At 69.2% G+C, this 13,104-nt stretch carries 13 protein-coding genes; 5 read left to right on the top strand and 8 right to left on the bottom strand.

Going from position 1 to position 13,104, the window contains the following annotated elements:
• Nucleotides 1-67: 67 nt before the first annotated feature.
• The 3 genes from J4E04_RS04350 (at nt 68) to J4E04_RS04340 (ending at nt 2,899) form a co-directional block, all read left to right on the top strand.
• On the top strand, nt 68-1,474 hold the full coding sequence (locus J4E04_RS04350) for a hypothetical protein (RefSeq protein WP_490149952.1): 1,407 nt from the start codon (nt 68-70) through the stop codon (nt 1,472-1,474).
• On the top strand, nt 1,471-2,277 hold the full coding sequence (locus J4E04_RS04345) for an ESX secretion-associated protein EspG (protein WP_490149951.1): 807 nt from the start codon (nt 1,471-1,473) through the stop codon (nt 2,275-2,277). The genes J4E04_RS04350 and J4E04_RS04345 overlap by 4 nt, the downstream gene beginning before the upstream one ends.
• Before the next feature lie 61 nt (nt 2,278-2,338).
• Nucleotides 2,339-2,899 carry a hypothetical protein gene (locus tag J4E04_RS04340; RefSeq protein WP_490149950.1) on the top strand — a complete coding sequence of 187 codons (561 nt, stop codon included), beginning with the start codon at nt 2,339-2,341 and terminating at the stop codon, nt 2,897-2,899.
• A 22-nt stretch (nt 2,900-2,921) separates the two neighbouring features.
• Here the strand turns inward: J4E04_RS04340 and J4E04_RS04335 are convergent, their stop codons facing one another.
• From J4E04_RS04335 to J4E04_RS04300, 8 genes are all read right to left on the bottom strand, one after another.
• Complete coding sequence (locus tag J4E04_RS04335; protein ID WP_490149949.1) at nt 2,922-3,665, bottom strand: siderophore-interacting protein; 744 nt, start codon at nt 3,663-3,665, stop codon at nt 2,922-2,924.
• Between the two features lie 15 nt (nt 3,666-3,680).
• Nucleotides 3,681-4,544, bottom strand: a complete 864-nt coding sequence (locus tag J4E04_RS04330; RefSeq protein WP_490149948.1) for an HAD hydrolase family protein — start codon at nt 4,542-4,544, stop codon at nt 3,681-3,683.
• A 39-nt stretch (nt 4,545-4,583) separates the two neighbouring features.
• A complete protein-coding gene (locus J4E04_RS04325) occupies nt 4,584-5,231 on the bottom strand; it encodes an SDR family oxidoreductase (protein ID WP_490149947.1) in 648 nt (215 codons plus the stop codon).
• A 97-nt stretch (nt 5,232-5,328) separates the two neighbouring features.
• A complete protein-coding gene (locus J4E04_RS04320; protein WP_027504732.1) occupies nt 5,329-6,594 on the bottom strand; it encodes an ABC transporter permease in 1,266 nt (421 codons plus the stop codon).
• Nucleotides 6,594-7,793: an ABC transporter permease gene (locus tag J4E04_RS04315; RefSeq protein ID WP_490149946.1), complete on the bottom strand. Its 1,200-nt coding sequence runs from the start codon at nt 7,791-7,793 to the stop codon at nt 6,594-6,596. The genes J4E04_RS04320 and J4E04_RS04315 overlap by 1 nt, the downstream gene beginning before the upstream one ends.
• A complete protein-coding gene (locus J4E04_RS04310) occupies nt 7,790-9,367 on the bottom strand; it encodes an ABC transporter ATP-binding protein (RefSeq protein ID WP_222649696.1) in 1,578 nt (525 codons plus the stop codon). Before J4E04_RS04310 ends, J4E04_RS04315 begins: the two co-directional genes overlap by 4 nt.
• Before the next feature lie 2 nt (nt 9,368-9,369).
• Nucleotides 9,370-10,314: a BMP family lipoprotein gene (locus J4E04_RS04305; RefSeq protein WP_490149945.1), complete on the bottom strand. Its 945-nt coding sequence runs from the start codon at nt 10,312-10,314 to the stop codon at nt 9,370-9,372.
• A 306-nt stretch (nt 10,315-10,620) separates the two neighbouring features.
• Nucleotides 10,621-10,821 carry a cold-shock protein gene (locus J4E04_RS04300; protein WP_027504730.1) on the bottom strand — a complete coding sequence of 67 codons (201 nt, stop codon included), beginning with the start codon at nt 10,819-10,821 and terminating at the stop codon, nt 10,621-10,623.
• A gap of 254 nt (nt 10,822-11,075) precedes the next feature.
• On the opposite strand from J4E04_RS04300, the gene thiM reads away from it, so the two are divergent.
• Together thiM and glsA are read left to right on the top strand one after the other, a co-directional pair.
• Nucleotides 11,076-11,906: a hydroxyethylthiazole kinase gene (gene thiM, locus J4E04_RS04295; RefSeq protein ID WP_222630550.1), complete on the top strand. Its 831-nt coding sequence runs from the start codon at nt 11,076-11,078 to the stop codon at nt 11,904-11,906.
• Entirely contained in the window at nt 11,903-13,096 is a 1,194-nt protein-coding gene (gene glsA / locus J4E04_RS04290) for a glutaminase A (protein WP_490149944.1), read from the top strand. Before thiM ends, glsA begins: the two co-directional genes overlap by 4 nt.
• The last annotated feature ends 8 nt before the right edge of the window (nt 13,097-13,104 follow it).

The following is a 13,104-nucleotide window of genomic DNA, read 5'->3' as shown; positions in this document are numbered from 1 at the left end:
CCGTGCGGCCGGTCCGCGCGTCGAATGTCACGGGGATCGTGGCACCGCGGTCGGGGAGGACACGAACATGGGGTTCGACATCACGGGGGTGATCGGTGCCGCGGGCGAGACGATCTCGGACGCGGCGTCGGAGATGGTCGACTTCGCGACGGGACACGACAGCGACGCGGCGGAGTCCGCGGCACGACTGACGGCGGAGTTCCACGCCGACGACGCCGTCCGGGTCGCCCGCGAGGCCGTCGACAGGTCCAGGGTGGGCGACACGGCGAGTGGCGCGAGCGTCGTGGTCCCGGAGGCGTTCGACGGCATGTCGCACCCCGAGATGTTCGCGTACACCACCGAACTCACGCCGGAGCTCCTCGATTCCGGTGCCGCGATGTGGCGCGAGGCCCACACCCGGGCGACCGCACTGGTGTGGACCCTGTGGAACGACCTCGGCGCCGTGCTCGGGACCGACTGGCAGGGCGCCGCGGCCGACTCCGCGCTCGCCGCGATCACGACGTACCGCACCGAGTCGCTGCGCACCCTCGACCTCATGGACATCGTCGCGGGCAAGCTCGAGCAGTCCCGCGACGGGTTCGCGCTCACCCGCGCCACCATGCCCGCCCCACAGTCGTTCACACCGTCGGACTGGGCGCGCACCGCGATGACGGCCGCGTTCCTCGGACCCGTCGGCGCCGCCGGGTCGATCACCGCGATGATGGCCGAGGAGGAGGAGCGGCGCGCCGAGGCCGTGGCGGTCATGAACGGCACCTACGTCCCCACCGCCGTCCGAGCCGATCACGGCGTGCCGGTGCTCACGCCGCCGGGAGATCCGGCGAGCGGGTCCGCGTCGGGTTCCTCGTCCTCGGCGGCCGGTGGCATGCGCGGAGGTGTCGACGCCGCATCGCTCGGTTCGACGGCACTCTCGTCGCTCGCGGCGACTCCCGCACCGACCACGGCGGCGTCGGTCGGCGACTCGACGCCCGTCGCAGGGCCACAGCCTGCGGCCGCCGCCCAGAACTCCGCGGGAGCAGGCACGAGCAGCACCCCGAACGGCGCAGCTCCGCCGCCGGGTGTCGCACCCGTGAGCACGGCACCGGTCGGCCCGTCGGGATCCCGGCCTGCCCTGACTTCACCCGCGGGCTTCGGGCGCGGCTCGACCCCCGCCGGGTACGGGACGGCAGGGCAGCGGTCATCGGCGGGATCCGGTGGGTCGGGCGCGCGGACACTCGGTCCGGGATCCTCGTCCGGGCGCGGCCCCTCGGGCGGTACCACCGGCCCCGTCCTGCAGAGCGCGACCTCAGCCGGCGCGGGCGGTTCCGGCGCGGGCACCCGCGCGGCGGCCTACGGACCGGGCGCGATGATGCCGGGGAGCCGCGCCGGTGGAGACCAGGACGGCGACCACACCACGGCGGGGTACCTCGTCACGGCGGACAACGGCGACCGCCTGGTCGGGGAGCTCCCACTCGTCGCTCCCCCGGTGATCGGGTGATCGTTCGAGCGGCTCCCACGGGGGTCGCCTCGTGGCACCTCACGTCACTCGAGTTCGCCGTACTCCTCGACCGGATCGGCCGCGATCGAGTGCCGTTCCCCTTCTCCTGGACCACGCGCGCCCGCACAGCCGCGGATCTGCGTGCGGAACGCGAGGCCGCCCGCCGCCGCCTCGGCGACCGATCGCTGCTGGCCGCCGCGTCCCTGCTCGGCGGACCCGGACTCCAGGTCACCGCCTGCGGGGTGGAGTCGGGCGATCGACGCGTCCGCATCCGAGCCGCAACCTCGTACTCCGCCTTCCCGCTCCATTCCGACCGGCCTCCGGCCTTCCCGCTCGCCGTCGTGGTGGTCCAGGACCCGGGACCGACCTCCGACACCGGCGGCACGGTCCACGTCCACGCCGTACCACCGGAGCGCATGACCCACACCCTCACGGCGGCGCTGCCCCACCGCCGCGCGGGACGGGTGACGCCGTCGTCCGTGTCCCGCGACGACGTGGTCCGCGCTCCGTCGTCCCACCTGCACGATTCGCGTGGCGACACCGACCGCGATCGCGTGATCCACATCCTCGACGGGCCACGGGAGGGGCTCGGTGAGATCGTCGTGGGACACGGCGGCGACGGCCCGCTCGAGGCGATCGCCGGCAGACGGTGGATCGACGCGCTCGGTGACGGGCGCTACCTGGTGCAGGCGACCGACGTGGTGGCGGTGCTGCCCGCCACGGCCCAGACCATCGCGGCGGCGCTCGACGACGAGATCCGACGGGCCGGTGCGGTACCACCGGTGACGGGTACACGCAGCTAGGGTTGGGCCATTGAACGCTGCGGCGCTGACGCGTGCGCGGCCGATCGAGAGGACTGGGCAGATGAGCGATCGCTACCCGCGCGACTCCGACAACCGCGACGTCGGCAACTACGGCTACGACGACCGCACCCGGGCCTACGGTCGGCAGGAGCCCTACGCCGAGCCCGGTGGTCAGCGCTACGCACCGCAGAAGCCCGCATCGCCCGGACTGAAGTTCGACGTCGGCCCGTTCATCGGCGGAGTCGTCGCCACCGCCATCACCACCTTCATCGCAGGATGGGTGGCCACGGCGATCGTCCAGGCCGTCTACAACCGAACCGGAACCAGCGTGTTCTGGATGTACGGACTGGAGGATCCCTGGATCGCCGGTGTGTACGGCGCCCTCGCCGCGATCCTCGCCGGAGCGTTCATGCTCCTGCTGTTCCAGGCGGTGCCGTCACCGAGCACGTTCTTCAGCTGGATCGCCGGACTGGTGGTCGTCGCGATCATCGTGCTGCCGTTCCTCGCCGCGGGAGCGATCACCGCTGCGTTCGGCTCCGCGATCGTCAACGGCCTGATGGGGTTCGTCATCGTGGCCCTGCTGTCCACCACCGCGGCGAAGACGTATCACGGTCGTCCCTGACAGCCCCCGTCGTGCGTGACGCTCAGGGAATCCAGTACCCCTGAGCTTTGACCGACCTGCGCGGAACGCGGTAGTCGGACTTCAGGATCGACGCGATCGAGCGCGTCGTGACCGTGTCGCACGCGACCCATGCGGCGTGGCGGGACGCGTCGAACGCTGCGGCCGAGACGGCCTCCACCATCGAGGCACCGCCGTCACGCCGTCGTACTCGATGGATCTGCGTGGCGCTCGTCGCCGCGAGCGGGAGCGCGTCGTCGCCGTCGTGCACGGTCTCGAGCCACAGGGTGACGGGAAGATCGTCGGGCAGCGCGGCCAGCAACGAGTTCACCGCGGGAAGTGCCGCGCTGTCTCCCGCGATGAGGTACCCGGCGGGAAGCGGGTCCGGTACCGCGTACTTCGAGCCCTGGAAGGTCGCCTCGAGGGTGTCGCCGGGGGCGGCGCGTCGCGCCCAGTGCGCGGCCGGACCGTCGTGCAGCGCGAACTCGAGGTCGAAGCGGTCGTTCTCGGGGTCCGGGTTCACGACCGTGTAGGCACGGTGGTGCAGCGAGGCACTGTCGTCATCGGTGGGAAACCACAGGCGCAACCACATCGTGGGATGCACGGGCTTACGCGTGAACAGTCCACCCGCGGAGACCGTCAACCGGCGGTAGTGCGGGGTGACGTCCTCCGCCGCGAGAACGGTGAGCAGTACGTCCGAGCCGCCCATCAGCTTGAGGACCGTGCCCTGCCAGCCCTTGGTCTGCTCGCTGGTCGCTGCGTCGGTCATGCAGCTGAGGGTAGCCTAACCCTGACCGACGCGGGGGAGCGCCAACTCCTCGAGGTACTCCGCGATGCCGTCGTCGTCGTTGCTGGCGACCACCCGATCGACGAGAGCCTGCACCTCGGGGATGGCATTGGACGGACAGATCGCGGTGCCGGCCCACGCGAGCATCTCCAGATCGTTGCGTGCGTCTCCGGCGGCCGCGACCTCGCGCCGAGCGATGCCGCGGCGCTCGCACAGCGCCGCCAGAGCGGTCGCCTTGGACACTCCGCGCGCGGCGATCTCCACGTAGGGCGCACCGGAATGGGTGACCGAGACATTGTCGACACCGCCGGCGAGCAACGCGCGGTAGAGATCCACGCTCGGCACGGTGGCGTGGCGGGCGACGATCTTCACCATGTCCTCCCGCAACCACGGGAAGGCCGGAGGCCGGTCGCTGTCGGACGGGAAATCACCACCCACGACAGTGTCCATGGTGGACGGGTCGCGGTGATGGTCGGAGAACACGCACAACGCGGCGTAGCCCGTCTCCGCGACGAACGAGGTGGGTCCGACCGCGGCGACCACGGTTCCCGGTACGAGGGCGCGCACCCGGTCGACCGCGGCCTGACCGATGGCGACGTCCATCCCCACCGTCTCGGTGATCACGGGTGTCCCGTCGGCGAGATCGATGAGGACGGCGCCGTTGGCGCACACCGCAATTCCGCGGAAACCGCTCTGCTCGGCGAACTCGTGCACGGAGTGCCGAGCACGGGCGGTGGCCCACACCACGTCGATCCCCGCGTCTCGCGCTGCCGCCATGGCGTCGGCGGTGCGCGCTGAGATGGTCCGGTCGGAGCGCAGCAGCGTCCCGTCGAGATCGGTGGCGAAGAGTCGAACGGTCACCGGGTCAGCCTCTCACCCGGTGACCGTTCCGACCGGGAGTCAACTCAGCGCGTCGGCGATGGGCGTCTCGCCCTGGTCGAACTCGATCATGCGGCCGGCGGTGGACGGGGTGTCGAGCACGGTGGCGATCACCGCGGCCACGTCGTCGCGACTGACCGAGGCGCCCGTCGCTCCCTGCTCCTTGGTGGTGATGGAGCCGGTGCCGGCATCGTCGGTGAGGCCGGACGGCGCGACGATGGTCCAGGACAGGTCGCTGTTCTTCAGGTGCTGATCGGCCTCGGCCTTCGCCTCGGCGTACGCGTAGAAGGAGTCGTCCGGGGAGATACCGTGATCCGGTCCGGCACCGAAGTACGACACCAGCACGAACCGCGGGACGCCCGACGCGGACGCCGCGTCGATGCAGCGGATGGCGGCGTCGCGGTCCACGGCGTACGTGCGGTCGGCATCGCCACCCCCGGCGCCGGCAGCGAAGACGACGGCGTCGTGGCCGGTCACGGTTCCGGCGATCTCCTGGGTGGTCTGCGCCTCGACGTCCGCGACGACGGCGGTGGCGCCGGTCTTCTCGATGTCGGCGGTCTGATCGGGATTGCGGATCAGCGAGGTGACCTGGTGCCCACTCTCGGTCAGTATCTTCGCGAGCTTCAGGGCGATCTTGCCGTGGCCGCCGACGACTGCGATGCGTGACATGAGTTCGGGGTGTCCCTTCTTCGAGCACGGGCGGCCGTACGACCGTCCACGGAGGGGGGTTCCCTGCTGTCGGCGCCCGACAAACATCGGACGCCGATCAGGGATACGGTCTGCCCGCCGCGGCGGGACCACGCACCTTTCCGACGAGCCCGGCGACCGCCAGGATGGTGACCACGTAGGGCAGCATCAACATGAACTCGCTGGGTACCGGCGAGCCGATGATGCCCAGCACGTTCTGCAGGTTGGACGCGAATCCGAACAGCAGGGCCGCCAACGTCGCACGGACGGGATCCCAGCGTCCGAAGATCACGGCGGCGAGGGCGATGTAGCCGGCACCGGCGGTCATCTCCTTGCCGAACGCACCGACCGACCCCAGGGTGAAGTACGCGCCGCCCATGCCGGCGATGGCGCCCGCGAGGCAGACGTTCCAGAAGCGGGTGCGGGCGACGTCGATACCCACGGAGTCAGCGGCGCGCGGATGCTCACCGACCGCGCGCAACCGCAGGCCCCACCGCGTGCGGAAGAGGCCGACGAACACGGCCGCCACAGCGATGTACATGACGTACTCGATGACCGTCTGCCGGAACAGCACCGGACCGATGATCGGGATCTGGGAGAGCAGCGGAATCTCGATGCGGGGGAAGCGCGGCGGCGTGTTCAGTGTCGCGGCACTGGGGACCAGCACCTTGGAGTACAGGAAGCTGGTGAGCCCGACGACGAGCACGTTGAGCACCACGCCGACGATGACCTGGTTGACGAAGTACCGGATGGAGAACACCGCGAGGACGCTGCCCACCAAGGCTCCTGCGACGAGTGCCGCGGCGAGACCGACGTACGGCGACCCGGTGAGCGTCGCGACCACCGCGCTGACGAACGCGCCGCCGAGGAGCTGGCCCTCGATGGCGATGTTGATGATGCCGACGCGCTCGGAGACGACGCCGCCGAGCGCACCGAAGATCAGCGGCGTGCTGAGGGCGACGGTTCCGAGGAGCAGCCCCGGCACGGGAATGGTCTCGCCCACCGCGGACCACGTGAGGAACAGCAGGACGAACGCGACGGCGAACACCGCGGTGACCGCCACCGGTGTGCGCTGCCCCGCCCGGGTGCGAACCGCACTGACCAACGTGAGGGCGGCGAGCAGGATCACGAGCGCGATGCACGTGGCGCGCGCGGGCAGCCCCACGTCCGGCAACCTGACGAAGTCGCTGTCACTGGCCAGGGAGAACGTGCTGGTGCCGCTGTCGCCCCGCAGCCCGAAGGCCAGCAGCGCGACGACGGTGACGACACCCAGGACGACGGGAAGCTTCCAGGAGGCGGCGGGACGGGACCCGGCGTCAGGAGGAGCCGTGGCGAGTGTGCTCATCAGCTCACCCCTTTCGCTCGAGGTTCGGGTAGTCGGAACACCGCTCGCACCAGGGGCGGCGCGGCGATGAACAGGACGATGACCGACTGGACGACGAGCACGATGTCGATGGGGATCGACTCCGCGGCCTGCATCGCGAAGCCGCCCGCCTTGAAGGCTCCGAACAGGATGCCGGCGGCGAACACACCCCACGGACGCGAGCGCCCCAGCAGTGCCACCGTGATGGCGTCGAATCCGATGCCGGCGTCGATGTCAGCGGAGAAACCCGTGGTGACGGTACCGAGTACCTGTGCGACACCGGCGAGCCCGACCAGAGCACCCGACAGGACCATCGCGTAGATGTACACGCGCTCGACCTTGATGCCGGCCACGCGGGCCGCGGAGGCGTTCTCCCCCACGACACGGAACCGGAAGCCGACGCTCGACCTCTCGAGCAACCACCACACAGCTGCGGTCACGGCGATGACGAGGACGAAGCCCCAGTGCAGCGAGTACTTCGATCCGAACAGCGACGGCAGGATCGCGTCGTCCATCATCGCGGGCGTCTTGGGGTTGTTGGAGCCGGGTGCCTGCAGCGCGCCGGGAGTGCGCAGCAGGTACGAGATCAGGTAGAACGCGACGTAGTTGAGCATGATCGTCACGATCACCTCGTGCGCGCCGGTCCGCGCTCGCAGCAGGCCGGCGATGCCGCCCCACAGCGCGCCGCCGACGACACCGGCCAGGATCGCGACGATGAGGTGCACGTAGGGCGGCAGGTCGAAGGTGAACCCGACGTAGCCGGCACACGCGGCGGCGATCAGCATCTGGCCGCGGCCGCCGATGTTGAACATGCCGACCCGGAACGCCAGCGCGACACCGAGACCCGCGGCGATCAGCGGGGTAGCGAAGGTGAGGGTCTCGGTGAGCGGACGGATACCGTCCGCGAACCGAGGCCGTCGGAAGTTGTAGACACTGCCCTGGAAGAGCGCCGAGTAGGCGCCCCAGACCGAGTCCCAGATCGCGGAGAGCATGTCCGTGGGGCGTGAGAAGAAGTAGCCCGCCGTCTCACGCACCTGCGGATCGGTGACGGCGATGAGAATCGCGCCGACGACGAACGCCATCAGGACCGACAGCAGGGACAGCAGCACACTGCCACTGGCGATCTTGCGCAGCACCGAATCGGACGTGGACGGCGGCGTCGCGGTGTCCGTCGCGGTCACGCGGCTCCCTCGGTGTTCGCGTCGGTGGAGTGGCCTCCGGCCATGAGCAGTCCCAACTCTTCTCGTGAGGCGTCGCCGGACACGATGCCGACGATGGTGCCTCGGTACATCACCGCGATGCGGTCGGCCAGCGCCGACACCTCGTCCAGCTCGGACGAGATCACGATGACGGGGGTGCCCGCGTCCCGCGTCGCGACGATGCGCTTGTGCACGAATTCGATGGATCCCACGTCGATTCCGCGCGTGGGTTGCGACGCGATGAGCAGACGCAGATCGCGCCCGAGTTCCCGTGCGAGCACGACCTTCTGCTGGTTACCGCCCGAGAGTCTGCCGACGGCCGTGTCGATGCTCGGCGTGCGGATGTCGAACTCCGACACCTTCTCCGACGCGAACGACCGGAGGAAGGACCGCACGATGCTGCCACGAGCGGAGAACGGCCCGCCGTGCGACCGGTCGAGCATGAGGTTCTCGGCGATGGTGAACTCGCCGACGAGTCCGTCCTCGGTGCGGTCCTCGGGAACGAAACCCACACCGGCGTCGAGAACGGACTTCACGTCGCGACCGACCAGCGAGGCACCGTCGAGCGTGATCTGACCGGTCATCGCCGGATGCAGACCCAGCAGTGCTTCGGCGAGCTCCGTCTGACCGTTGCCCTGCACGCCCGCGATCGCCAGGATCTCGCCGGCGCGCACCTCGAAGGACACGTCGTTCACCACCGGGCCGGCAGCACCCGGAACCGTCAGGTTCGACACGACCAGCGCGGCATCCCCCAGCTGCGCCGGGTCTTTGGCGACGCGCAACTGCACGTCGCGACCGACCATGAGGGACGCCAGTTCGCCGTCGGTGGCGGTCGGCTCGGCCTGGCCGACGACCTTCCCGAGGCGGACGACGGTGATGCGATCGGCGACCACGCGCACCTCACGCAGCTTGTGCGTGATGAAGACGATGGCCGTTCCCGCCTCGGCGAGCTGACGCATGATCGTCATCAGCTCGTCGGTCTCCTGCGGGGTGAGGACCGCCGTCGGCTCGTCGAAGACCAGGATGTCGGCCTCGCGGGAGAGCGCCTTGATGATCTCGACGCGCTGCTGCACGCCGACCGGGAGATCGCCCACTGTCGCGTCCGGATCCACGTCGAATCCGAAGCGGGCCGACACCTCCCGTACCAGCGCACGAGCCGCGTCGAGATCGAGGCGACCGCCGAACGTCGTCTTCTCGTTGCCCAGGATGATGTTCTCGGCGACGGTGAACACCGGGATCAACATGAAGTGCTGGTGCACCATGCCGATCCCGGCGGTCATCGCCTCGCCGGGGCCGGCGAAGGTGCGCCGCTCCCCGTCGATGAGGATCTCGCCCTCCTCCGCCCGGTACAGGCCGCTGAGGACGTTCATCAGCGTCGACTTCCCGGCACCGTTCTCACCGAGCAGGCAGTGGATCTCCCCCGCCTCGACGGTCAGATCGATGTGGTCGTTGGCGACCAGGGAACCGAAACGCTTGGTGATGCCCCGGAGTTCGAGCTTCGGCAGGTCGTGCCCGGGGCTGCTGTCGAGCGTGGACGCGGTGTCGTTCGACGCCATCGTCAGTTGGGCGACGAGGGCGACGTGACCGTGATCGATCCGTCGATGATGCCCGCGCGGATCGTGTCGAGTTCACCCTGCAGAGCCGGATCGACCTGCGACTCGAAATCGTGGAACGGCGCGATGCCGACACCGTCGTTCTCGAGCGTGCCGACGTACGGGGTGTTGTCGAAGGAGCCGTCGCCGACCGCCTTGACCACTTCCTCGGTACTGGTGGCGAGGCCCTTGGTCACCGACGTGAGCACCAGGTCGGAGACCGACGGGTCGGAGACGTACACGTCGGCGTCGGCGCCGATCAGCGCGATCGGACGGTTCGCGTCACGGATGGCCTGGGCAGCGGACTGGTAGATCGGACCACCGACCGGGAAGATGACGTCGGCGTTCTGGTCGATGAGGCCCTGCGCGGTGTTCTTCGCGACCTCGTTCGCCTCGAATCCACCTGTGAAGGAGCCGTTCTGGGCGTCGACGTCCCAACCGATGACGCGCACGTCGCGGTTCTTCTGCTCGTTGAAGTACTTCACACCGTCGGCGAAGCCGTCCATGAAGATGGTGACGGTGGGGAACTGCGATCCGCCGAAGGTACCGACAGTGTTGGTCTTGCTGTAGCTCGCTGCGGCGTAGCCGGCGAGGAACGCGGACTGCGCCGTGTCGTAGGTCAGCGGCTTGACGTTGTCCAGTTCGATGGACGAGTCGTCGACGATGGCGAAGTTGACGTCGGTGTTCTGCTCCGCGGCTTCCTTGGTTGCGTCCGCGAGCGCGAAACCGACCGTGACCACCAGTCCGCAGCCCTGATCGACGAGGTTGTTCAGGTTGGGCGTGTAGTCCGTCGGGGAGTTCGACTGCACCGTGATCGGCTCGGCGTTCAGTTCGCCGGCCGCGGTCTGCAGGCCCTCGTAGCTCAGCTGGTTGAAGGACTTGTCGTCGAAGCCGCCGGAGTCGGAGACCATGCACGGGGTGAAGTCACCCGAGTCGGATCCGCCGCTCGCGCTGTCTTCCGGCGCTGACCCACAGGCGGTGACCAGGGTGAACGCGCTCGCGACTGCGACGGTGGAGAGTGTTGCTCTGGAAAGGGTGTTCGGCACGGGTGTGCTCCGTTTCGCTCGTGGCTGTGATGGAACATTAACCCGAGCGTCGGACGAGCGCCGAGCGTCCGCCCGAAAACCTGTGTGCGACCCACCCCCGGACATGCCACTGGGGCCGGACACCTGTCGGTGTCCGGCCCCAGTGTGAAGTTTCGGTGGCTTACTCCGAAATCAGATCGCGCGAACGCCGCTCGCCTGAGGACCCTTGGCGCCCGAGGTGACCTCGAACTCGACGCGCTGGTTCTCTTCGAGGCTCTTGAAGCCGGTGCCCTGGATCTCGGAGAAGTGGACGAACACGTCAGGTCCATCTTCCTGAGCGATGAAGCCGAAGCCCTTTTCGGCGTTGAACCACTTGACGGTGCCCTGAGTCATGGTGTTGCTCCCTACAGCTGATACTTCGAGTTTCACACCGTGTGAAACCCGGGCCGGCACTGAACGTGACGAACTCCGAGTTTCCTCAGAAAGACGCACACGCTCGCAACTACAAGTTCCCAGCGAGCGTGCATGAACACGAACACACAAAAACTACGACCTGTCAGCTGCGATAAGGCTACAACACACCGGGGACCATGCGCCACCGGTACCGCGTGAGGTGACGCGAAGCACCGAGCGGGTATACCCGTCTCATGACCGACCCGACGACCTCCGTGGCCGACGCGCTCGTCGCGCTGCGTGACCGCGCGCCCCTCGTCCACGCCGTGACCAATTACGTCACAGCGGGTTTCACCGCGAACGTGCTCCTCGCCGCCGGTGCCAGTGCGGCCATGGTGGACAACGAGGACGAGGCGGCGCTGTTCGCCGGGGTGGCCGACGCGGTGCTGATCAACCTCGGCACGCCCCAGCCGCAGCTGCGTGAGGTGTACCTGGCCACCGCGGCGGCCGCCGCGGCTGCGGGCACCCCGTGGGTGCTGGACCCCATCGCTGCCGGTGGACTGCCGTGGCGCGGCGCACTCGCCCGCGACCTTCTCGAGCACCGACCCGCAGCCGTGCGGGGAAACGCTTCCGAGATCATCGGTCTCCACCGCCTGACCGGACTCGACACCGACGAGCGGAACGGGTCCGGACGCGGCGTGGACAGCTCGGACGATCCGGCGGACGCTGTCGACGCCGCACGTGGCCTGCTCGCCTACTCGACAGCGGTGTCCGCGAGTGGGGCGATCGACCACATCGCCCACGAGGGCGGACTCGCGACGGTGCACGGCGGCAGCGTCCTCATGACGAAGGTGACCGGAACCGGGTGTTCGCTCGGAGCTCTCGTCGCCGCGTACTGCGCCGCCGTCGACGACCACGGAGTCGCGACGATCGCGGCCCACACGCACGCGACGGTCGCCGCCGACATCGCGGCCGAGACCGCCACCGCGCCCGGCTCGTTCGCGGTCGCCTACCTGGACGCACTGCACGCCGTCACTCCCGACGACATCCTCCGGCGCGCGCACGTCGAGTGGCTGCCACGGTGACGTCACCGATCACCGACTACCTGGAGGCCGTGCTGCGCGACTGCCGGGACTCGGACGGCGGCGAGGTCCTCACGGGCAACCGCATCCTCTCGGAAGCCGACCCCGACGTGTTCTCGGTCGCCGTCGTCACCGTCGAGGGCACGGTCTACTGCGCCGGCGACGTGGACTCGTCCTTCTCGATCCAGTCCATCTCCAAGGCACTCACCTACGCCCTCGCGCTGGCCGACCGTGGGCTCGACGCCGTGCACCGCAAGATCGACGTCGAGCCGTCGGGCGACGCGTTCAACGAGATCTCGCTCGAACGCGACACCGGCCGCCCGCGCAACGCGCTCATCAATGCCGGCGCCATCGCGGCACACTCGTTGGTCGAGGGGCGTGACGTCGAGCATCGCGTCGACCGGATCCTCGCGCTGCACTCCGCGTTCGTCGGCCGCGACCTCTCGATCGACGACGACGTGTTCGACGCCGAGATGGAGTCGAGCGACCGGAACCTGGCGCTCGCCCACATGCTCGCCTCGGTGAAGGTCCTCGAGTGCGATGCACACGAGGTCGTCACCGGGTACGCCAGGCAGTGCAGCATCGACGTCACCACACCCGATCTCGCGATGCTCGCCGCGACGATGGCGAACGGCGGTGTCCATCCCGAGAGCGGCGAGCGGGTGGCGACGTCCGCCGTCGTGCGACAGGTGCTCTCGACCATGACCACGTGCGGGATGTACGACGGCACGGGCGACTGGATCGCGAACGTCGGCATTCCCGCGAAGAGCGGTGTGTCCGGCGCGATCATCGGGGTGCTGCCCGGTCAGCTCGGGATCGCCGTCCACTCCCCACGACTCGACGACCGGGGCAACAGCGTGCGCGGGGTCGAGGTGTTCGAGCGACTGTCGCGGGACATGGATCTGCACATGATGGACATCGCCCCGTCCGGTCACTCCGCGGTGCGCCGGGCCCGTGAGGAGGACGGCCGCACGGTGTACGAGCTGCAGGGCGACATCCGGTTCGCCGGCGCGGAGAACATCATGAGCCGCGTCCTGGCCGACCTTCGGGACGAGCCGACACGCATCGGCTTCGAGCTCGAGCCCGCCCGAGCGATCAACGGAGCTGCGGTGCGGCTGCTCGGTGAGCTGATCGAGCGACTGCGCGGCGACGGCAACGACGTCGAGGTGGACGACCCCAACGGGCTCATGTAGCGGGAAGG

This window comes from Rhodococcus sp. NFXS4 (genome assembly GCF_058139645.1).
This window is presented reverse-complemented; position numbering and strand designations above follow the sequence as displayed.